Below are 21,053 nucleotides of genomic sequence, written 5' to 3' on the forward strand. Positions count from 1 at the left end.
TGCAACAGTTCCAGAATTTTTTCCATTCCGTTTTTTGCGCCTGTGCGGTATCCTAGTGTCAACAAAAGCAAGCGGCTCCCAAGCACGGGGGACACCGCCGTACGAAACACACACTGCCCTGAAGGAGGACACACTTATGAAAAAGATTTCTCGCCGTTCGTTCCTTACCGCTGCCGCCGCCTGTGGCGCAGCTGCTGCCCTGAGCGCCTGCGGCGGCTCTTCCGCCAGCTCCACGGCTGCTTCCTCCGCTGCCAGTTCCACCGCTGCATCCGCAGCCGCAGGCCCTGTTACCCTGCAGTGGTCGGTGTGGGATAAGGAGTCCACCCCCTACTGGCAGGCCATGGCCGACGGCTACATGGCAAGCCACAAGGATGTTACCATCGAGATGGTGGACCTTGGCTCCAGCGATTACATGACCGTTCTGGCTACCCAGCTGGCCGGCAGCGCCGATCTGGATGTCGTGACCGTCAAGGATATCCCCGGCTACGCAAACCTGATCAATCTGGACTACCTCAAGCCCCTGAACGAGGTGCTGACCCGCGATGCCGGCGATTTCAACGGCACCATCGAGCAGCTGACCACCGACGACGGCAACTTCTACGCCGTGCCCTTCCGCAGCGACTTCTGGGTGGTGTACTACAACAAGGACCTGTTCGATAAGGCCGGTGTGGAGTATCCCTCCAACGACATGACGCTGGAAGATTACGATGCTCTGGCTCGCAAGATGACCAGCGGCTCCGGCGATACCAAGGTCTATGGCTGCCACTACCACACCTGGCGCTCCGCCGCTTCTCTGTTCTCCATTCTGGACGGCAAGAACACCATCATCGACGGCACCTACGACTTCATGAAGCCCACCTACGATATGGTCATTGCCCAGCAGAAGGACGGCATCTGCATGGACTACGGCTACCTCAAGACATCCTCTCTGCACTACTCCGCAGCCTTTGAGAACCAGCAGTGCGCAATGGTCAACATGGGAAGCTGGTTCATCTCCACGCTGGAAGCCTACATGAAGGATGCTGAGACCAAGTTCAACTGGGGCATCGTCAAGTACCCGCACCCCGCCGGTGCAGCTGCCGGTTCTACGCTGGGCACTGTGACCAGCCTGGCCATCAACGCCGATTCTCCCAAGGCTGAGGCCGCTGCCGACTTCATCAACTGGTGTGTCTCCGAGGAGGGCGCACAGGCCATTGCCAAGACCGGCACCTTCCCGGCTTGCGGCTCCGATGCTACCGCCGAGATCATCAAGTCCACCGAGGGCTTCCCTGAGGACAGCAATTCCGTGGATGCACTGACCACCAGCAATGTCTATCTGGAAATGCCCTACACCCAGTATGCATCTGATATCGAGACCATCCTGAACGCCGAGCACGATGCCATTATGACCATGAGCGAGACCGTGGACGAGGGCATCCAGAACATGAACGATCAGGTTCCCGCAGTTCTCGGCTGATAAAGCGTTTCTCGCATTGCTTAGCGTTTCTCCTTCTTCATCATTTTCATTCCCCATTTATTTTCCAATAAACACACATTGGAAAAAGCCCTGTCCGAGCGGGGCGGGTATGCACAGCGCCCGCCCCGCTCATTTTTTGGTAAGCTGTTATACTTCCTGGAAAGGAGGCTCTTTTATGGCGAGTGCTGCTGTCCAGAATAAAACTCCCCGTAAAGTGCTAAAAAAATCGACCCGCGATTCTCTCATCGCGTATTCCTTTATTGCGCCAAACTTCATCGGTTTCTGCGTGTTTACGCTGGTGCCCATGGTGTTTGCCATTGCGCTGGCCTTCTGCGCATGGGACGGCCGCCACGCCATCGAATTTATCGGCCTGAAGAACTTTGTAAAGCTCTTCACCACCGATAAGATCTTTCAGGCGGCGCTGAAAAACACCATCGTCTATGTCATCGGCACTGTGCCGCTGACGCTGGCCTGCTCACTGGCGATGGCCGTGCTGCTGAACCAGAATGTGAAGCTGCGCAACTTCTTCCGCACCGTGGCGTTCTTCCCCTACGTTGCCTCGCTGGTTGCGGTGGCAGCGGTGTGGAACATGATCTTCAACCCCTCCATGGGCCCCATCAACATGCTCCTGAACCAGTTCTTCGGCGTGGCAGTGGAAAACCTGCCCCGCTGGGCTGCCGGCAAGGATACCGCCATGCTGACGGTCATCCTGTTCAGCGTGTGGAAGAACATGGGCTACTACATGGTCATCTATCTGGCCGGCCTGCAGGGCTGCAACCCGGATCTGAACGAAGCCGCTGAGCTGGACGGTGCAAACCGCTGGCAGCAGTTCTGGCATATCACCCTGCCGCAGCTGCGCCCCACCACCTTTTTTGTGGTCATCATGCTCACCATCTCCGGCTTCAAGGTCTACGACCAGATGTACATGATCACGCAGGGCGGCCCCGGTACCGCTACCATGACGCTGGTGTACTACATCTACAATGTAGCCTTCGTAAATACCCCGAAATACGGCTACGCAAGTGCTATTGCCATGGTGTTGTTCGTACTGGTGCTGATCGTTACCATCATCCAGTTCCGCGGCTCCAAGGGCGATAACTGAGAAAGGAGGAAGAAGCTATGGCAACCGCTGTTATTAAAGACCACGCTTCCCAGAAGCGCCGCAACTTCATCTCCAAGTTCCTGATCTATTTCTTCCTCATCGTCATCACAGCCTGTATGCTGCTGCCCTTTTTGTGGATGTTGTCCTCCTCCTTTAAGCTGAATAAGGACGTGTTCGGCTTCCCCATCCAGTGGATCCCCAAAAATCCGCGCTGGCAGAACTATGTGGACATCTGGACCCAGATCCCGCTGCTCACCTTTGTGAAGAACACGGTCAAGATCACCGTGGTGGTCACCCTGCTGCAGCTGTTCACCTCCTCCTTTGCGGCCTACGCCTTTGCCAAGATGCAGTTCAAGGGCAAGAATGTGCTCTTCCTCGGCTACATTGCCACCATTGCCGTACCTTGGCAGGCCTACATGGTGCCGCAGTTCATGATGATGAGCTCGTGGCACCTGAACAACACCCATCTGGCCATCATGTGCCTGCAGGCCTTCAGTGCCTTTGGTGTGTTCCTGATGAAGCAGTTTTACGAGGGCGTGCCCACCGAGCTGTGTGAGGCTGCCCGTATCGATGGCCTGAGCGAGTACGGCATCTGGTGGCACATCATGCTGCCCCTCAGCCTGCCCGCGCTGTCCACCCTGACCATCTTCACCTTCGTGAACACCTGGAACGACTTCCTTGGCCCCCTGATCTATCTGACCAAGACCGAGCTCAAGACCATCCAGATCGGTCTGCGCATGTTCATCACCCAGTATTCCGCAGAGTACGGCTTGATCATGGCAGCCTCTGTGGTGGCACTGATCCCGGTGCTGATCGTGTTCCTCTCCCTGCAGAAATACTTTGTGCAGGGCGTGGCATCCACCGGCATCAAGGGTTAAACAAATCACCCGTAAGCGGGGCGTGGGCAGTACCTGCGCCCCGCAGTTTTGTTTGAATAGAGGAAATGCGTTATGTTATATCCTGAACAGAATGAAGCTCGCCTGAAGCTGAGTCTTGACGGTACATGGGAGTTTATGCTGGGCAACTGCGAGGAAAATCGGTTCGACCCCGCAAAGCCGCTGCCGGATGCCCAGCCCATCGCCGTGCCTGCCAGCTACAACGACCAGAACGACCAGACCACCGCCCTGCGCCGCCACTACGGCTGGGCGTGGTATCAGCGGCAGGTCACCCTGCCCGCCTTCTGCACCGGGCAGCGGGTGGTGCTGCGGTTTGGCTCGGTGACCCACACCGCAAAGGTCTGGCTGAACGGCCGGCTCATTGCGCAGCACAAGGGCGGCTTTACTCCCTTTGAAGCAGATGTTACCGCCCTGCTGCGCCCCGGCGAGACTGCACTGCTGACCGTAGCCTGCGACAACCGGGTGAACCACAGCACCCTGCCGGTGGGCAACGAGGACGGGCAGCTGGCCTTCTTTGGCTCGGACAATGCGGGCATTCCCAGTGTGGAGGCTGCAAAGCGTGCCGCCGCACCCCAGAACCGCCCCAACTTTGATTTCTTCAACTATGCCGGCATCCACCGCTCGGTGGTGCTCTACACTACCCCTAAAGAGTACATTGAGGATGTGACCGTAGTGCCCGCCGTGGACGGCACGGTGCAGTACACGGTAAAAACCACCGGCGGCGCACCTGTCCATGTCACCGTGCTGGACGCTGACGGCAACGCCGTAGCACAGGCAGAGGGCGCAGCGGGCACGATCACCATCCCGGAAGTGCACCTTTGGGAGCCAAGACCCGGCACGCCCTACCTGTACACCCTCCACATCACCTGTGGGGCAGACGTCTACGACCAGACCTTTGGGGTTCGCAGCATTGAGGTGAAGGGCACCCGGGTGCTTTTGAACGGCAAGCCGTTTTACTTCAAGGGCTTTTGCAAGCACGAGGACTTTACCGCCCACGGCCGCGGCTTTGACCCGGTGCTGAACGTAAAGGACGTGAACCTGATCCACTGGGCAAACGCCAACGCTGTGCGCACCAGCCACTATCCCTATGCCGAGGAGTTTTACGACCTGTGCGACCGGGAGGGCATTCTGGTCATGGACGAGACCCCGGCGGTGGGCATCGGCGGCGGAGCTGCGCTGAACCCCTACAAGGAATACCCCCTTGCGGAGCATCACCGGCAGGTGCTTGCCGAGATGATCCAACGGGACAAAAACCACCCCTGCGTGGTGCTGTGGAGCCTTGGCAACGAGCCGGATCTGGAGCACTTCCCGCAGGATGCCTACGACTACTGGCACCCGCTGTATGAGCTGGCGCATCAGCTGGACCCGCAGGATCGCCCGGTCACCCTCGTCTGCTGCCAGAACGACTATACCAGGGATATCACCACCCGCACCATGGATATCGTCTGCATCAACCGCTACTACGGCTGGTACAACCTTTCCGGAGACATGGACGCTGCCTGCTATGGCTTGAATCAGGAGCTGGATTTCTGGGGATCTCAGCACAAGCCCGTGATGATGAGCGAATACGGCGCGGACACCGTAGCAGGCTTGCACACCGCCGGAGCAGAGATGTTCAGCGAGGAGTTTCAGGTGGAGTTTTACCGCCGTCTGGATGCAGAGTTTGACAAGCGCCCGTGGTTTGTGGGAGAATTTGTCTGGAACTTTGCAGACTACGACACCGTGCAGGGCCCCATGCGGGTGGACGGCAACAAAAAGGGTCTGTTCACCCGGGATCGCCGCCCCAAGCTGGGAATGCACTTTTTGCGCCAACGATGGCACGATATTCCGACCTTTGGATTTAAGGAGTGATCACGATGAAAACCTACCAAAACCACGCTATGACCGATGCCGAGGCAAGGCAGGCTCTGGCCGATGCCTGCAAGCAGGTGGAGACCAATCTGCCGCTGTACACCTACCAGTGTCAGAACCATTCCAGCGTGAACAATATCTACCCCGGCTGCGCTAACGATCAGTGGACCTGCGGCTTCTGGCCGGGGGAGATCTGGCTGGCCTACGAGGCCACCGGCGACGAGAAATTCAAGACCGCCGCCCTCATTCAGGTGGACAGCTTTGCCGACCGCATTGCCCGCAAGGTGGAGGTAGACCACCACGACATGGGCTTTTTGTACAGCCCCACCTGCGTGGCAGCGTGGAAGCTGGTGGGCAGCGAAAAAGGCAAAAATGCCGCCATCGCTGCCGCCGACCAGCTGCTGACCCGTTACCAGCCCAGCGGAAAGTTTTTGCAGGCCTGGGGCACCATGGATGACCCCGACAATTACCGCTATATTATCGACTGTATGCTGAATGTTCCGCTGCTGTACTGGGCCGGCGAGACCACCGGAAACGACCACTACCGGGAGATCGCGGCAGCGCATACAGCAACCACACTGGCAAATTCCTTCCGGCCGGATGGCAGCACCTACCACACCTTCTTCATGAATCCGGACGGCACCCCCAAGGGTGGCCGCACCTGTCAGGGCTACAAGGATGACAGCTTTTGGGCCAGAGGGCAGGCATGGGGCGTGTACGGCAGCGCCATCGGCTACACCTACACCCATGATGAAAAGTTCCTCGAGGTGTTCCGCAAGGCGCTGGAGTTTTATCTCTCCCGCCTGCCGGAGGATCTGGTGCCCTGCTGGGATATGGTCTTTGCCCCGGAAAGCGGCGAGCCGAGGGACAGTTCCTCGGCGGCTATCGTGGCCTGCGGCCTGCTGGAGGCTGCAAAATATGTGGACGAAACAGAAGCTGCCCAGTGGCGCACTCTGGCCCGGCAGATGCTGGGCAGCCTTGCGGCACACTATGCCGTCAAGCCCGGCACTCTGGGCTCCGGCCAACTGCTCCACGGCACTTACAGCAAAAAAAGCCCCTACAACACCTGCACCCCGGAGGGCGTGGATGAATGCACGAGCTGGGGCGATTATTTCTACATGGAGGCGCTGACCCGCCTGACCAAAGACTGGGAGATGTACTGGTGATGAACTTGCAGACCAAAGCGGATTTTACCGCGCTGATGCACAAATTTCTCGACCCGCTCAAACCGTATTATTCCGCAGGCTGTGCCCGGCTGCATCTGGGCGAGACCGGCGTGACCTACAACCGGAGCGCCATTGAGCTGGAAGCCTTCAGCCGCCCGCTGTGGGCACTGGTACCCTTCTGGGTGGGCGGTGGCTCTGACCCGCAATTTGAAGAAATCTACCGCAAGGGTCTTGCCGCCGGTGCCGACCCGGAAAACCCCGAATACTGGGGCACTACTGGGGAGTACGACCAGTGCTATGTGGAAATGGCTGCCATTGCCTGCGGCATCCTCACCGCGCCGGAAAAGCTCTGGACACCGCTTTCGGACACCGAAAAGCAGAACCTTGCCGCATGGCTGGGGCAGATCAATGTCCACACCATCCCGGACTGCAATTGGCAGTTCTTCCGCATTCTGGTAAACCTTGCCCTCAAGAGTGTGGGGATGTCCTACAGCCCGGAGCTGCTGGAGGATGGCCTTTGCAAAATTGACAGCTATTACAGCGGCGACGGCTGGTCTACCGATGGTGCCAGCATCCAGAAGGATTACTACATTCCTTGGGCCATCCAGTATTACGGGCTGCTGTACTCTAAGCTTGCCGCCGACACCGACCCCCGGCGCGCAGAACTCTACCGTCGGCGCGCCCAGCTGTTTGCACAGCAGTTCGTCTATTGGTTCGATGCCAACGGTGCAGCGCTGCCCTTTGGCCGCAGCCTGACCTACCGGTTTGCCCAGAACAGCTTCTGGGCAGCCTGCATCTGGGCTGGGGTGGAACCGCTGCCTCTGCCGGTAATGAAGGGGATCATCGTCCGCAACTTCAACTGGTGGCTGGAACAGAAGATGTTCGACCGGGACGGCATTCTGACCATCGGCTACTGCTACCCGCAGATGTATATGGCCGAGCGGTACAACGCCCCGGGCAGCCCTTACTGGGGCATGAAGAGCTTTTTGCTGCTTGCTCTGCCGGACGACCACCCCTTCTGGTCTGCAGAGGCCGCTCCCATGCCCGCATTAGAATGGCTCAAACCCATGCCCTATGCCAATATGCTGGTGCAGCGCCGTGCAGGCCGGGTGACGGCCTACGCCGCCGGTGTCAACGAGGGACACGGGCATGGGCAGTTCCCGGAAAAGTACGCAAAATTTGCCTACGATACCCGCTTTGGCTTCTGCGCCTCCCGCAGCCGTGAGGTGCTCAATCAGGCTGCACCGGACAGTATGCTGGCCTTTGTCATCGACGACAATGTGTTTGTGCGCAAGGTGAGCAAAACGTGGAAAATTGAAGCAGGGGCTGTGACTGCGCAGTGGTCACCTTTCCCCGGTATTGAGGTGACCACCACCATTACCCCCACTTCCACCGGCCACCGCCGCCACCACGAAATTGACAGCATATACGAATGCGATGCCTACGACTGCGGCTTTGCCGTGCCTAATTTTGCGCCGGACTACAAGGAATGCGCCGAGGATGGCCTTGCCACCGCCAGCTGCGATACCTTGCGCAGTGCCGTGGCAGGCAGGGGAGAGGCCGTTGTCATTGGCTGTGACCCCAACACCAGCCTGTATTTTACCAACGTCCACCTGCCTGCCGTAAAGTACCACATCCCCAAGGGGCATACAGAGCTGGATACCGAGATTTTTGACGAAGCATACTGATGCCGCTTCTCTCCGGGAAAAAGTCGTTTTTGTACGGCTGATTTTCCTATTTGCTGTGCTATAATGAGAGCAGAATTATGCTGCGAGGTGAAATTTATGCCCTTGAATAACCCGATCACCCCGGCGCTGCTGGCCGACCCGGAAATTTTTCAGCAGAACCGCCTGCCTTTCCACGCCCATTTTGCGGACCAGACCAGCCCAGAAATGCCCCTGACCGTCAGTTTGGACGGCGCGTGGAGCTTCCGCTATGCAGAAAATCTCACCGCCCCCTTCTCGGAGTGGGACACCCTGACCGTGCCGGGCTTTATCCAGCTGCAGAGTCTGCAAAAGCCCGGTCACCCCTACGGCACGCCCCATTACGTCAACACCCAGTACCCATGGGATGGTCATGAAAAGCTGCATCCCGGCGAGATCCCGCAGGCGTATAACCCCATCGGGGAGTACCGGCGCAGCTTCACCCTGCCGGAAAACTGGGCAAGCTGCTACCTGCGGTTGAACGGTGCGGACAGCGCCGCCGCCGTCTGGTGCAACGGGGTGTACATCGGCTACACCGAGGATGCCTTTACCCCCGCTGAATTTGATATGACCGCCGCCATCCATCCCGGCGAAAATACCCTGACTGTGCAGGTGTATCGTTTTTGCTCCGGCAGCTGGCTGGAAGATCAGGATTTCTGGCGCATGAGCGGTTTGTTCCGCTCGGTGGAGCTGTTCACAAAACCGGAAGTTCACCTCGAGGATGTCTTTGTGAAGCAGAGTTTTGCAGATGATTTTTCCAGCGCAACCGTCACCTTTGATTGCAAGGTCAGCGGCGCAGGCACCATCTCGGTGGTGTTTGACGGCGAGGAGCAGTCTGCCGAGGTGGGTGAGCCTGCCGAATACGACAGCGGTGTGGTGTTCGGCAAGGGCGAGGCTGACCCGGATGTGGAGGAGGACGTGCAGGATGTTTCCTTTACCTTTGCGGTGGAGCACCCTGCCCTGTGGAGCGCCGAACAGCCGAACCTGTACGAGGCAGAAATTGCCCTGCTGCGCGAGGGTGCTCTCGTGGAACGCACCGGGCTGAAGGTCGGTCTGCGCAGGTTTGAGTTGAAAGACCGTCAGATGCTTTTGAACGGCAAGCGCATCGTGTTCAAGGGGGTCAACCGCCACGAGTGGAGCTGCCGCACCGGCCGCACGGTCAGCCGGGAAGAGATGCTGTGGGATGTGCAGAACCTCAAGACCCACAACGTCAACGCCGTGCGCACCAGTCACTACCCGGACGACCCGTATTTCTTACAGCTTTGCGATGAATACGGCTTGTATGTCATCGGGGAGACCAATCTGGAAAGCCACGGCACATGGCAGAAGCTGGGTGCGGACGGCTCGGACAAATGGACGCTGCCCGGTGCGCGCCCGGAGTGGCGGGAGAATGTGCTTGCCCGCGCCGAAGCCATGCTGGAACGGGACAAAAACCACCCGGCCATCCTCATTTGGTCTTGCGGCAACGAGAGCCACGGCGGCAAGATCCTGTGGGAGATGAGCGAATACTTCCGCCACACTGACCCCAGCCGCCTTGTGCACTACGAGGGCATTTTCTGGAACCGGGAATACCCCGCCACCTCCGATATGGAAAGCCAGATGTATACCCCGGTGGCAGACATCAAAAAGTTTCTGGCAGAGCACCCGGAAAAGCCTTTCATCATGTGCGAGTACAGCCACGCCATGGGCAACTCCAACGGCGGCATTACCGACTACACCGAGTATGCCTACGAAGAGCCGCTGTATCAGGGCGGGTTTATCTGGGAGTACATGGACCACGGCATCGCGGTGACAGAACCGGACGGCAAGCCCGGCTTTGCCTACGGCGGGGACTTTGGCGACCGCCCCACCGACCGGGAGTTCTGCGTGGACGGCCTTGTGCTGCCCGACCGCCGCAATACCCCCAAGATGGATGCGGTCAAGGCGGCATACGCGCCGCTGAAAATCACCCTGACCGACACCGAAGCCGTGATTGAAAACCGGAACCTCTTTACCGACCTGAACGCCTACGACCTTGTGTTTGCATCCTCGGTCAACGGCAAGCCGGAGCGTCGCGCGGTACTGCGGGCAGACTGCGCACCCGGCAAGACTGTGCACATCGTGTTCCCGTTCGCTCTGCCGGAAACAGGGCTTTCCTGCATGACCATTACCGCTATCCAGCGGGCTGCGCTGCCCGGAATCACGGCGGGCTATGAAGCCGCCTTTGGGCAGGTATGGCACGACCACACCACTGCCCGGCTGACCCTGCCCGCCCCGCAGCTGGTGGAGATGGATTACAACATCGGCGTAAAGGGCGAGGGCTTTGAGTACATCTTCAGCCGAGGCAAGGGTCTTGTATCCATCCGTTATAACGGCGTGCAGCTGCTGGACGATACCGTGCGCCCCAACTTCTGGCGTGCGCCTACCAACAACGACGAGGGCTGTGCAGAACCCTTTGAATTTGCCTTCTGGAAAACCGCCGGACTGTATGCCCGCTGCGATAACCTGACTGCCGAAGCAAAGGGTGAGTTCGTCACCGTCCGCGCAAACTATACCCTGCCAGATGGGCAGATGCTGCCTGTTGATTTTGCCATCGACGGCGCAGGCCGCTGCGATATCACTATGACATGGCAGGGCGAGCACACCGAACTGCCGGAGTTCGGATTACTCTTCCCGCTGCGGCGGGAACTGACCGAGGTCTCCTATCTGGGGCTTGGCCCCCGGGAGACCACCGCTGACCGCACCGCAGGCGGTAAGATGGGTGTGTGGAACTACAACGTCCAGCAGGATTTTGCCCAGTACACTCCGGTCTATCCGCAGGAGTGCGGCAGCCGCACAGGTGTGTACAGTGCAACTGTCACCGGCAGCATCCCGGGTATCGGTTTTGCAGGGGACGGCATGACCTTCTCGGCACTGCCCTATACGCCCCATGAGCTGGAAAACGCCCGGCACCTCTATGAACTGCCCCGGGACGACAGTAAGACTGTTGTCCGCTGCGCGGCCTTCCAGCGCGGCGTTGGCGGCGACAACAGCTGGGGCGCAAAGCCCCATGCGGACACCTGCTTTGCGGTGGAGAAGGGAACCTCGTTCCGTTTTATGATCCAAAAATAAAAATTCACTTTGGTCTTATTGCAAAACCGTCACAAGATAAAAATTAACGCAACATACAAATAGTATATTTGCGATACATTGACCGTGCCGTCTCTGCCAAGACCGATAACCGTTTGCAGTTCCGCTCTTGATTTTTTACATTTCGCCGCTCCGGCGGCATACAAAATTCCCCTTCGCTGACTTCATCGGCCAGTGTAGGGGGATTTTTTGTTTGTAGATTTCTTTGTGCAAATTGCTATCGCATTTTTATTTTGCAACAGCCCCTTTTTTGTTATATAAACCTGAGAATCATTGCGCGGGGTATCGTGATTGTGTTACAAATTTTTATGAAATTATATGCAACTATACGATTTTGAGAAATTTTGTAGACGAGTGAACAAACTTGGATTAAATTTAAGCTACAGTAGATAGTGTTCTGAAATTCGCGGACTTCTTCTCTTCAATGGAGGAAACAGTATGAAAAAGATGATTGCAGGGATTCTCTGTCTTGTGCTGGCACTTTCATTATCTGGCTGCGGAACAAATGCTCAAAGTTCAGATACATGTAATGCGAACTACGAAGAGGGATACACTGCTGGCTACGAAGCAGGGTATCATGATGGAAAACAGCAAGTGACCGGAAATGAAAAGCGATTTGCGCAGTTTTCGGGTTCTTTTACAGCTACTGTTGAGCAGCTCCTGCCTGATTATTACGCACTTCCGGGAAAAACGATTGCCGTTGTTCACTTCTTTCAGGACAGGCCATTTTTGCTTCATTTCCAGAAGGACTTGACAGGCGAACTGATTGAAGGAACATCTTATGTGTTTGAGTTTGAGACTTTTCAAGTTGAACTTCCCGAGGATGAAGAAGATCTGGATATTTTAGATTATATGTATTCAATAAATGTTACCGGTTATAGAGCTGCAGAAGATGATGAACTCGGAACGGATAGCAAGCTGCCAACGGTTGAAATCGTATTGAAGTAAGCTGCCAAGCTGCTTTACAAGAAAACGCGGAGATGAGCAGTATACATTGCAGATAGGATTCAAACGTCGTATGAAGAACACATTTTCAAAAAATAAAACTTGCTCCGGATTTTTGCTGATCGTATTTTCAGCATATATGCTATGCTATCTTCTCTCTCAAACAGTGCTTCGTGAGATTTATCTGTTTATAGCAGTTTGCGTTTTTAATGCACAAGCAACATCCGCAAACTGCATATCGCAAATATGCCGTTTTAATAGGCACTATTTTTGAAAATTGCGATAAATGGACAGCAGACCATTATTATTTGTGTCTATGGGCTGCATCTGGCATTTTCTGTTTTCCGGAAATGTATAATGCAGCTCTGATCACAACAGTTGGAAACGGGGCAGGAATTCTGCTTGGCCAGTTGTTGGGTGATTTCATCATCAAAATAAATGCAGCAAAAATCACGCCGGATCTGTACATAAATATCGGAGAAGAGTAATATATGGGAAGCTTCGGAAAGATATCGGTAAAATATGTGTTCAAGGCAGAGGAGTTCCAGAAGGCGTTCGATACCCTTGCAGACCGCAACAGCGGCGCTGGCAAGGTGGTGCTGACCTTCGCCTGAGAGCAAGTGCCCTTTACATTATAAAAAGATAAACAAAAAGGAGCTGCTGCACAGTGTTTGTGCGGCGGCTCTTTTTTTGCCTGCGGAGGACTTGACAAGAATGATATAAAGTGATATGATTTTGATATCACAAAGAAACGCTTCCACACCTTGTGAAGGAGGGAACTGTTATGGAAGAGAAAATTCTGCAGACGAAAAAGAACGGCATGGTCATGCTGCTGCTCACCCTGCTGGGCTATGCTGTTACCGTCCCGCTGTTTTTCTACAGCATCATTCTGCTGGACGAAAGCCTGTTTCCGGGCATCCTGCTCACGATCTTGTCCATCGCATACTGGGTGGCGGGCATCTTCCTGTTCTGCGGCCTGAAGGTGTTAAAGCCCCAGGAAGCACTGGTGCTCACCCTGTTCGGCGATTACATCGGCACTCTGAAGGGACAGGGCTTTTACTGGGTGAATCCGTTCTGCACTGCAGTCAACCCGGCAGCTGGCACCAAACTGAGCCAGAGCGGCGATGTGAACAGTGGTGAAACCGGCATGGCGGTCCTGCTTAAGGCAGGTAACAGCAGTTCCCAGACCGCAGAATTGACCAGCAAGAAGATCTCGCTAAAAATGATGACCCTCAACAACTCCCGCCAGAAGATCAACGATTGTCTGGGCAACCCGGTGGAGATCGGCATTGCGGTCATCTGGCGCGTGACCGATACCGCAAAGGCCGTGTTCAATGTGGACAACTACAAGGAGTACCTCTCCCTGCAGTGCGACAGCGCTCTGCGCAATGTGGTGCGCGTTTACCCCTATGATGTGGCTCCCAATGTGGACACCACCGGCGACGGCGTAGCCGATGAGGGCAGTCTGCGCGGCTCCTCGGAGGTGGTAGCCGCCCGCATCCGGGACGAGATCCAGAAGAATGTAGCCGAGGCCGGCATCGAGGTAGTGGAAGCCCGCATCACCTATCTGGCCTATGCGCCGGAGATCGCGGCCGTGATGCTGCAGCGCCAGCAGGCAAGCGCCATCATCGATGCCCGCAAGATGATCGTGGACGGTGCTGTGGGCATGGTGGAAATGGCCCTTGAACGCCTGAATGAGAACAAGGTAGTGGAGCTGGACGACGAGCGCAAGGCGGCAATGGTCTCCAACCTGCTGGTGGTGCTGTGCGGCAACCGTGATGCCCAGCCCATCGTGAACAGCGGCAGCCTGTACTGATGGCAGAACCAAAAAAGCAGGTGCCCCTGCGCCTGAACGCGAAGCTCTACGATGCCCTTGCCGCCTGGGCCGAAGATGACTTCCGCTCGGTGAACGGGCAGATCGAATATCTGCTGACGGAGTGCGTGCGGCAGCGCAAAAAGAACGGCAAGTATGTCTCGGACCAGATCGATGTGCCGCCTGAACTGGATATCAAATAAATACCAATTGGCCCCGGCTGTGCGGATGAACTTTGCATGGCCGGGGGTTTGTGTTTATCGGTGGCTCCCTAAAGGCTGAAAATGCGAAATTTCCTGCCGGAAAATAACGAAAATGCATTGACAGTTGCACACCTGTGACGCTATAATAAGCCAAGGAATATCTTTCTGTGGCAATGGAAAGACCTTCCCGCAGAAAACTATATTCCGAAGAAAAGAGGGAAGCTTACCCGCTTGAACAGACAAAAACAACATCGTGGTGCCGCTGCTGCGCTGGCTGTGCTGGTGCTGGCAGCTGTACTGTTTTTTGTGGGCGGAAGCTGGCTGGAAAAGCGCAGCCAAAAGCCGGAGACCCGGACGGAGCTGCCGCAGGAGACCGCTGAGACCATGGAAGTGGACGGCGTGACCTACCGCAGGCGCACAGACCTGACCACCATTCTTGTTATGGGCATCGATCATGACAGCGAGATCGAGGCAGAAGGCTCCTATCAGGGCGGTCAGGCGGATTTCCAGCGGCTGATCGTGATAGACAGCAAAAACAAGACTGTCCGTCAGCTCAAGATCGACCGCGACACCATGGCAGGGGTTACGGTGCTGGGTATGCTGGGCAACCCGGTAGGCACCACCCAAATGCAGATCAGCCTTGCCCATGGCTTTGGCGATGGCAGGGAAGAAAGCTGCGGTTACGCCCGCGACGCAGTCTCGCGCCTGCTGCAGGGCAAGAGCATCGATTTTTACCTTGCCATGAGTCTGGACGGCATCTCGGTGCTGAACGACCTTGCAGGCGGTGTGACCGTGACGCTGGAGGACGACTTCTCCGCAGCAGACCCGGCCATGACCAAGGGAGCTACCCTGACGCTGCAGGGCGATCAGGCTGAGATTTTTGTGCGCAGGCGCATGGATATTGGCGAAGGCACCAACGAAGCCCGCATGGTGCGGCAGGAGGAGTATCTTGCACAGCTTTCCGCACAGCTGGAAAGCAGGGTGCAGCAGGATCAGCAGTTCACCGCACAGGTGTACGATGCGCTGCAACCTTATCTGGTCACCGACCTTGCAAAGGGTCAGCTGGTCAATGAGGTGTGGGCCGCAAAGGACGATACTGTGGAACCTGCCATTGCACTGGAGGGCGAGCACAAGGTGGCAGAGGACGGATTCACCGAATTCTATCCGACCGAAGCTTCCATCCAGAAAGCGGTTCTGACGCTGTTCTGGGAGCCTGTTGAAGAATGATGTAAATGTTGAAAAGCATTTGCGATAGAAAGCAGCATCTTGGGGAGTGCGGCTTGAAGTGAAAGGAGATCTTCATTATGAAGAAAGTTATCAGCGCTGTTCTGACCGCTGCTATGGTCGTGGGCATGGGTGTGTCTGTTCTGGCAGCAACGCCCAGCAAGACTGTGGCAGATGAGGTCAAGGCCAGCGGTTCTGCTACCGTCACCGGTGTTCTGGGCATTGTCAGCGATGTGAAGGTCACTGCCAAGGAGGATACCGCTCAGGTCGAGGAAGTCCTGCAGGACATCACTTCTGATGCAGACCTGCAGAAGGCTGCGGGCGCTTCGAAAAAAAAGAAGACGACGATAGATGTTACTGTAACGCAGGCCTTTGAGATGCAGACCTCTAACCTGCTCGACGCTGCAAATGTTAAGCTGACCATTGAGTCCAAGGTCATTGAGGCTGCTTACGAGGACAACGAGCAAGTTACCGTTCTGGTGGCTGTGCCCAAGACGAAGGCAGACGGCACTGTGACCTATACCTACTATACTGTGCCCGGTAAGGTCGTGGATGGCAAGATCGTGGTGAACCTGAAGGGCCGTCAGGTCAAGCTCTATGGCTCCAACTTCGTTCTGGTGGCCGTGAAGACCATTGAGGGCTAAGAACTAGAAATGTTCTGCGGTGCTCCCTGATGAAAAAGGGAACGCCGCATTTTTGGCGTATAGGATTCAGAAAAACAGAGGAAAGGGCGCAATGCCCGGGCCGCATGGGCGGCAGTATTATAAGGAGTGAAATCGTGCAGCAAGATACTTTTGTGAAGGAGCGCACAGCTTTAGCGGTACAGCAGGAACAGGGAGAAGATACCATTGATCTGCTGGAACTGTTCATGGGCCTGCTGGCCCACTGGACGCTCATTGCAGCCACGGCTGTGGTGGGTGCCGTGCTGATGGCGCTTTATACGTTTTTTCTGGTAACGCCGATGTACAAGGCAACGGCTACCATCTATGTGGTCAGCCGCAATGATTCGGTGCTGAACTTCTCCGATCTACAGGTCGGCAGCGAGCTGACCAGCGATTACATCAAGGTCTTTGAAATGTGGGAAGTCCACGAAAAGGTCATCAGCAACCTGGATCTGGATTACACCTACACCGATATGGCCAGTATGCTGTCTGTCACCAACACCAGCGACACCCGTATGCTGGATATCACGGTCACGAACCCGGACCCGGAAGAAGCAGCAGCGATCGCAAACGAGTATGCGGATGTGGGCGCAAAGTACATCTCGGAAAAGATGAAGACGGACGAGCCCACCCTGATGTCTTCTGCGCGTGTGCCGGAGAACCCGTTCAGTCCCAACAAGGCCAAGAACATCCTGCTGGGCTTTGTAGTGGGCTTTGTGCTGGCCTGCGCCGTGGTGGTGCTGCGGACCATGCTGGACGATACCTACAAGTCTGCCGATGATATCCGCAAGTATACCGGCATGGTCGTGCTGGCATCGATCCCGCTGGCCGATGCTGGCGAACAGCCGAAAGAGAAAAGCGAGTTCAAGCGCCGCACCAAGCGGTTTGCCAATGATGTCCGCCGCCGTGTGGGTGGCAGCTCTGGGAGGAAAGCATGAAACAGCTGAAGATCACAAAATTTCCGGCTCTGGATTATGCGGGAAATGAAGCCTTTAATACCCTGAGCACCAACCTCTCCTTTGCAGGTGCGAGTGTCAAAAAGATCATGATCACCAGCTGCCATGCTGCAGAGGGCAAGAGCTATCTGTCCATGAACCTGATGCGCACGCTGGCACAGCGCGGCATCAAGGTGGCGCTGGTGGACGCAGACCTGCGCCGCAGCTTGGTCAACAGTGACTACGGCCTGAAATATGAGGATGGCCGCAGCGACGGTAAGGGCCTCTCCCATTTTCTGGCCGGTATGGTGGGCATGGATGAGGTGATCTACCAGACCGATATCCCCAACGCGATCATGGTGCCGGTGGGCCGCGATGTGCCCAACCCGCTGGCGCTGCTGACCAACAGCCATTTTGCCGAACTGCTGGATATGCTGGCCAGAATGGCAGATTACGTCATTGTGGACGCACCCCCGGTGGGCGTGGTCATCGATGCGGCGGAGATCGCCAAGGCATGTGACGGCACCCTGATCGCAGTGCACTACAACGATGTGAGCCGTCAGGAGCTGCTGGACGTGAAGCAGCAGATCGAGCAGACCGGCTGCCCCATTCTGGGCACCGTGCTCAATCAGGTGGACTACGACAACTATATGGGCCGCAAGTACTACAAATCCTACTCAAAGTATGGAAAGTACGGTTATTACAGAAAGTATTACAAACGGAGCCACGAAGCGGAAAAGAAATGAGCGGCTTTACGGATTATCATGCGCACTTCGTCTACGGCGTGGACGATGGTGCGCAGACCAGAGAAGAAATGTATGCCATGCTGGATGCAGCGGCAGCAGACGGTGTGCGGCACCTGTTTGCTACCTCGCACAGTACGCCGGGCATGGAACGCTTCCCGCAGGAAGTCTATGACCGGCATCTGGCGCTGGCCCGCGCATACTGCACACAAAAAGGCTACGACCTGAAGCTGGAGCACGGCTCTGAGTTGCTGTATACCCCTGCGACGGGATATGCGGCAGTCCAGCGCCAGCTGCTGACCTTGGGAGATACCGGCTGGGTGCTGCTGGAATTTGTGCCGAACATAACGGCAAAGGAGCTGGAAACGGCCCTGCGGGAGATCACGGGTGCGGGTTACCGCATTCTGGTGGCCCACATTGAGCGGTATCCCTGCCTTGCGCAGCACGGCCTGCTGGCCCGCCTGCATGAGCAGTACCGGCTGCGCTGCCAGATCAACTGTTCGGCTGTGCTGGACAGCGGCTTCTGGCAGTGGATGCGGCTGGAGCACTGGGTCAAGGCGGGGCTTGTGGATGCAATCTCTTCGGATGCACACAACTGCACCTCGCGCCCGACCCGGATGCGGCAGGCGTATGAGCGGCTCTGCACCCGTGTGGGACAAACGACAGCACAAAAACTGACCGGACTGGATGGCACAGAGTATCTTGTATAGTTGCTTTGACTGCCGGAAATGAAAATGGGAAAGACGCCTCTTTCAGCCAGCTGCTTCGTGAGGAAACGGATGGGAAAGGAACGTCCTTTTGTAAAGAAGTGTGGAGCTTCTGGCTTTTTGTGCAAAAAAACTTGCGAATCAAAGGACAAAGTGTTAAACTGAAACAGGGAACATGTATGGTAAACTTGCGGGGGTGTACGAATGAAGATACTGGTCGTCGATGATGGACAGCTTGCAATCAACTCGCTGATCCGCATCCTGTGCCGCGTTGCACCCGACTGTGACTATATCAGCGCCATGACGACCGAGGATGCACTGAGCTGGATGCGTCAGGGGCCGATGGACGCGGCTTTCCTCAATCTGGAAATGCCCGGCATGAACGGGCTTGCTTTGACGCGCATGATCCAGAAGCTGCAGCCGCGCTGCAACATCATTGTGGTAACAGAGCACCCGGAGTATGCGCTGGAAGCGCTGCAGATCTTCGTGAGCGGCTTTTTACTCAAGCCTGCAAACGAGGCAGATGTGCGCAATGTGCTGGAGCATCTGCGCTACCCGCCGGAGAATGCCCCTGTCGGCATCAAGATCCAGTGCTTTGGCAATTTTGAGATCTTCGTGGGCGGGCGCGCTTTGGCCTTCAAGCGCAGCAAGAGCAAGGAGCTGCTGGCCTATCTGGTGGATCGCAATGGTGCCACCTGCACCAACGGCGAAATGCTGGCCGTGCTGTGGGAGGATAAGCCCGACACCGCATCGCTGCACAGCCATCTCCGCAATCTGATCTTTGACCTGAGCCATACGCTGGAGGATGCAGGTGTTACCGGCCTGCTCATCCGCGGCCGCAGCACACTGGCGCTGGACACCAGCAAGGTGGATTGTGATTATTACAATTTCCTGCGGGGCAGCCGCTCGGCCACCAATTCCTATCGCGGCGAGTATATGACCCAGTATTCTTGGGCAGAGGTGACCCGTTCAGCGCTGCGCCAGCAGGCAAATGTGCAGAAAACAGCCTCGATCCCCAGTTACTATGTGCCGCCTACCGGCTTTTAAACCAGAAAAAACAAGAACACCTCAGAAAATCGCTCGATTTTCTGAGGTGTTTTTTCTTGACATGAAAATACCCCAAGAGTACTCAGAGTTTTGTTTTTACTCTGTCTATTCTAGGGGTAGCATATCAAAAGTAAAGGGGCTTTGTGTGCAATTATTTACTGCTGCGCAAAAATTTTGATCTCATCCTTATCCATAAAGGCGGCACCGGAAAAACCGGAAGCTTCCAGCTGGCCCAACTGTTTGCCCAGCTTCTTGGCCTGCTGCAGAACGGTGACATTGTAGCTGCTGCGCAGGTCTGCAGCCTTGGCAAGAACGGCGGTGAAGTCGGCATCCTTGCCGTACAGCAGGGCGATCTTCTGCTTTGCGCCGGGGATCTGGTAGCCCTGCTCCAGCAGGATGCCGCACACCCGCTCGAAGCCGATGGAGAAGCCCACGGCGGGCACCTGAGTGCCCAGGAACTTGCCCACCATGTTGTCGTAGCGGCCGCCGCCGGCCACGGCACCGCTGAACTGCGGGCAGGTGATCTCAAACACCATGCCGGTGTAGTAGCCCTGACCGCGCACCAGACTGGGGCAGTAGGCTACCTGATAGCGGCCTGCAGCCATGGCGTTGGCGGTAGCAAGGACATACTTGAGGTCATCGGCAATGGCGGGGTCTGCGCAGCGGGCAGCCACGGCATCCAGCGTGACTTCGCCTGCGGCAATGAAGTCGGCCAGTGCGTTGATGGCATTTTCCGGCAGCTGCTTTTCGGTCAGCTCAGCCTTCACACCATCGGCGCCGATCTTGTCCATCTTATCAAAGGTGATGCAGACGGAATCCAGCGTATCAGCGGAAAAACCCATGCTCTCCAGCATCCCGCGCAGGATGCGGCGGTCATTGATGTTGACGGTGAAGCCGGTGAAGCCGATGTTCAGCAGGGCACGGGTGGTCACGTCGATCAGCTCCACCTCGGCATTGGGGGAAGAATCGCCCAGAATGTCGATATCGCACTGTACGAACTCGCGCAGACGGCCCTTCTGCGGGCGCTCGGCGCGGAACACACGGTCGGTCTGGATCACCTTGAAGGGGCTGGGCAGTTTATCCTTGTTGGCGGCATAGTAGCGGCTCAGCGGCAGGGTCAGGTCATAGCGCAGGCCCATATCGGACAGCTGCTTGGGATCGCCGGTGTTCAGGGCAGCGGTGAGCTTATCGCCGCGCTTGAGCACCTTGAAGATCAGGTTCAGGTTGTCGCCGCCGTCGGATTTGTCCAGATTTTCCATATCCTCCAGCATGGGGGTGGAAATGCGCTCGAAGCCGGACGCGCGGTAGGTCTCCAGAATTTTGCCCTGAATGTAATCGCGCAGGGTCTGCTCTGCGGGCAGCAGGTCGCGCATGCCCTTCAATGCCTGTGTTTTCATAAGATGGTTCCTCTCTATATAAATCATAAATCAATGTAAATACTTTTACCCTATTCATTATAAAGAAATCTGCCGTTTTGTCAATTGAAATGGGC

At 56.3% G+C, this 21,053-nt stretch carries 19 protein-coding genes; 18 read left to right on the forward strand and 1 reads right to left on the reverse strand.

Translation table 11 applies throughout. The features are described from left to right. The first annotated feature begins 136 nt into the window (after window positions 1-136). The 18 genes from MTP41_RS12135 (at window position 137) to MTP41_RS12215 (ending at window position 19,561) form a co-directional block, all read left to right on the forward strand. Complete coding sequence (locus MTP41_RS12135; RefSeq protein WP_097778347.1) at window positions 137-1,456, forward strand: ABC transporter substrate-binding protein; 1,320 nt, start codon at window positions 137-139, stop codon at window positions 1,454-1,456. A 175-nt stretch (window positions 1,457-1,631) separates the two neighbouring features. Continuing rightward, window positions 1,632-2,558 carry a carbohydrate ABC transporter permease gene (locus tag MTP41_RS12140; RefSeq protein WP_097778346.1) on the forward strand — a complete coding sequence of 309 codons (927 nt, stop codon included), beginning with the start codon at window positions 1,632-1,634 and terminating at the stop codon, window positions 2,556-2,558. Window positions 2,559-2,575: 17 nt separating this feature from the next. Further along, a complete protein-coding gene (locus tag MTP41_RS12145; RefSeq protein WP_097778345.1) occupies window positions 2,576-3,436 on the forward strand; it encodes a carbohydrate ABC transporter permease in 861 nt (286 codons plus the stop codon). A gap of 72 nt (window positions 3,437-3,508) precedes the next feature. Then, window positions 3,509-5,305, forward strand: a complete 1,797-nt coding sequence (gene uidA / locus MTP41_RS12150; RefSeq protein WP_249235605.1) for a beta-glucuronidase — start codon at window positions 3,509-3,511, stop codon at window positions 5,303-5,305. A 5-nt stretch (window positions 5,306-5,310) separates the two neighbouring features. Then, window positions 5,311-6,471 carry a glycoside hydrolase family 88 protein gene (locus tag MTP41_RS12155; RefSeq protein ID WP_120119722.1) on the forward strand — a complete coding sequence of 387 codons (1,161 nt, stop codon included), beginning with the start codon at window positions 5,311-5,313 and terminating at the stop codon, window positions 6,469-6,471. After that, window positions 6,471-8,159, forward strand: a complete 1,689-nt coding sequence (locus MTP41_RS12160) for a DUF2264 domain-containing protein (RefSeq protein WP_249235607.1) — start codon at window positions 6,471-6,473, stop codon at window positions 8,157-8,159. The genes MTP41_RS12155 and MTP41_RS12160 overlap by 1 nt, the downstream gene beginning before the upstream one ends. Window positions 8,160-8,255: 96 nt before the next feature. Further along, complete coding sequence (locus MTP41_RS12165) at window positions 8,256-11,264, forward strand: glycoside hydrolase family 2 TIM barrel-domain containing protein (protein ID WP_249235609.1); 3,009 nt, start codon at window positions 8,256-8,258, stop codon at window positions 11,262-11,264. Between the two features lie 456 nt (window positions 11,265-11,720). After that, window positions 11,721-12,230 carry a hypothetical protein gene (locus tag MTP41_RS12170; protein WP_242959398.1) on the forward strand — a complete coding sequence of 170 codons (510 nt, stop codon included), beginning with the start codon at window positions 11,721-11,723 and terminating at the stop codon, window positions 12,228-12,230. A gap of 206 nt (window positions 12,231-12,436) precedes the next feature. After that, window positions 12,437-12,715, forward strand: coding sequence for a hypothetical protein (locus tag MTP41_RS12175; RefSeq protein WP_242959396.1), 279 nt, complete (start codon window positions 12,437-12,439; stop codon window positions 12,713-12,715). Between the two features lie 3 nt (window positions 12,716-12,718). Further along, window positions 12,719-12,841 carry a hypothetical protein gene (locus MTP41_RS15600; protein ID WP_256372187.1) on the forward strand — a complete coding sequence of 41 codons (123 nt, stop codon included), beginning with the start codon at window positions 12,719-12,721 and terminating at the stop codon, window positions 12,839-12,841. A gap of 170 nt (window positions 12,842-13,011) precedes the next feature. Continuing rightward, entirely contained in the window at window positions 13,012-14,043 is a 1,032-nt protein-coding gene (locus tag MTP41_RS12180; RefSeq protein WP_249235612.1) for an SPFH domain-containing protein, read from the forward strand. After that, window positions 14,043-14,243 (forward strand): PTS ascorbate transporter subunit IIC, encoded by a 201-nt coding sequence (locus MTP41_RS12185; RefSeq protein ID WP_005940562.1) that lies wholly within the window; start codon window positions 14,043-14,045, stop codon window positions 14,241-14,243. Before MTP41_RS12180 ends, MTP41_RS12185 begins: the two co-directional genes overlap by 1 nt. Before the next feature lie 231 nt (window positions 14,244-14,474). Beyond that, window positions 14,475-15,470: an LCP family protein gene (locus MTP41_RS12190; protein ID WP_249235613.1), complete on the forward strand. Its 996-nt coding sequence runs from the start codon at window positions 14,475-14,477 to the stop codon at window positions 15,468-15,470. 77 nt (window positions 15,471-15,547) lie between these two features. Next, window positions 15,548-16,111, forward strand: a complete 564-nt coding sequence (locus MTP41_RS12195; protein ID WP_249235615.1) for a hypothetical protein — start codon at window positions 15,548-15,550, stop codon at window positions 16,109-16,111. Between the two features lie 134 nt (window positions 16,112-16,245). Further along, the gene (locus MTP41_RS12200) at window positions 16,246-17,067 is read left to right on the forward strand and encodes a YveK family protein (protein WP_249235616.1); all 822 of its coding nucleotides are present in this window, start codon (window positions 16,246-16,248) and stop codon (window positions 17,065-17,067) included. Beyond that, complete coding sequence (locus MTP41_RS12205) at window positions 17,064-17,810, forward strand: CpsD/CapB family tyrosine-protein kinase (RefSeq protein ID WP_120080817.1); 747 nt, start codon at window positions 17,064-17,066, stop codon at window positions 17,808-17,810. Before MTP41_RS12200 ends, MTP41_RS12205 begins: the two co-directional genes overlap by 4 nt. Next, entirely contained in the window at window positions 17,807-18,517 is a 711-nt protein-coding gene (locus MTP41_RS12210; RefSeq protein WP_249235617.1) for a CpsB/CapC family capsule biosynthesis tyrosine phosphatase, read from the forward strand. The genes MTP41_RS12205 and MTP41_RS12210 overlap by 4 nt, the downstream gene beginning before the upstream one ends. 201 nt (window positions 18,518-18,718) lie before the next feature. Next, window positions 18,719-19,561, forward strand: coding sequence for a response regulator (locus tag MTP41_RS12215; RefSeq protein WP_005940544.1), 843 nt, complete (start codon window positions 18,719-18,721; stop codon window positions 19,559-19,561). A gap of 155 nt (window positions 19,562-19,716) precedes the next feature. Here MTP41_RS12215 and hisS read toward each other — a convergent pair whose 3' ends face one another. After that, window positions 19,717-20,958 carry a histidine--tRNA ligase gene (gene hisS, locus MTP41_RS12220; RefSeq protein WP_097774680.1) on the reverse strand — a complete coding sequence of 414 codons (1,242 nt, stop codon included), beginning with the start codon at window positions 20,956-20,958 and terminating at the stop codon, window positions 19,717-19,719. Window positions 20,959-21,053: the final 95 nt, after the last annotated feature.

It is taken from the genome of Faecalibacterium sp. I4-3-84, assembly GCF_023347255.1.
In the GTDB taxonomy this organism is placed as follows: domain Bacteria; phylum Bacillota; class Clostridia; order Oscillospirales; family Ruminococcaceae; genus Faecalibacterium; species Faecalibacterium taiwanense.

What these genes read in the sequence shown, in the direction of transcription:
- MTP41_RS12135 (WP_097778347.1), top strand. Translation starts at nt 137, where the DNA reads ATGAAAAAGATTTCTCGCCGTTCGTTCCTTACCGCTGCCGCCGCCTGT.
- MTP41_RS12140 (WP_097778346.1), top strand. Translation starts at nt 1,632, where the DNA reads ATGGCGAGTGCTGCTGTCCAGAATAAAACTCCCCGTAAAGTGCTAAAA.
- MTP41_RS12145 (WP_097778345.1), top strand. Translation starts at nt 2,576, where the DNA reads ATGGCAACCGCTGTTATTAAAGACCACGCTTCCCAGAAGCGCCGCAAC.
- uidA (WP_249235605.1), top strand. Translation starts at nt 3,509, where the DNA reads ATGTTATATCCTGAACAGAATGAAGCTCGCCTGAAGCTGAGTCTTGAC.
- MTP41_RS12155 (WP_120119722.1), top strand. Translation starts at nt 5,311, where the DNA reads ATGAAAACCTACCAAAACCACGCTATGACCGATGCCGAGGCAAGGCAG.
- MTP41_RS12160 (WP_249235607.1), top strand. Translation starts at nt 6,471, where the DNA reads ATGAACTTGCAGACCAAAGCGGATTTTACCGCGCTGATGCACAAATTT.
- MTP41_RS12165 (WP_249235609.1), top strand. Translation starts at nt 8,256, where the DNA reads ATGCCCTTGAATAACCCGATCACCCCGGCGCTGCTGGCCGACCCGGAA.
- MTP41_RS12170 (WP_242959398.1), top strand. Translation starts at nt 11,721, where the DNA reads ATGAAAAAGATGATTGCAGGGATTCTCTGTCTTGTGCTGGCACTTTCA.
- MTP41_RS12175 (WP_242959396.1), top strand. Translation starts at nt 12,437, where the DNA reads ATGCACAAGCAACATCCGCAAACTGCATATCGCAAATATGCCGTTTTA.
- MTP41_RS15600 (WP_256372187.1), top strand. Translation starts at nt 12,719, where the DNA reads ATGGGAAGCTTCGGAAAGATATCGGTAAAATATGTGTTCAAGGCAGAG.
- MTP41_RS12180 (WP_249235612.1), top strand. Translation starts at nt 13,012, where the DNA reads ATGGAAGAGAAAATTCTGCAGACGAAAAAGAACGGCATGGTCATGCTG.
- MTP41_RS12185 (WP_005940562.1), top strand. Translation starts at nt 14,043, where the DNA reads ATGGCAGAACCAAAAAAGCAGGTGCCCCTGCGCCTGAACGCGAAGCTC.
- MTP41_RS12195 (WP_249235615.1), top strand. Translation starts at nt 15,548, where the DNA reads ATGAAGAAAGTTATCAGCGCTGTTCTGACCGCTGCTATGGTCGTGGGC.
- MTP41_RS12205 (WP_120080817.1), top strand. Translation starts at nt 17,064, where the DNA reads ATGAAACAGCTGAAGATCACAAAATTTCCGGCTCTGGATTATGCGGGA.
- MTP41_RS12210 (WP_249235617.1), top strand. Translation starts at nt 17,807, where the DNA reads ATGAGCGGCTTTACGGATTATCATGCGCACTTCGTCTACGGCGTGGAC.
- MTP41_RS12215 (WP_005940544.1), top strand. Translation starts at nt 18,719, where the DNA reads ATGAAGATACTGGTCGTCGATGATGGACAGCTTGCAATCAACTCGCTG.
- hisS (WP_097774680.1), bottom strand. Translation starts at nt 20,958, where the DNA reads ATGAAAACACAGGCATTGAAGGGCATGCGCGACCTGCTGCCCGCAGAG.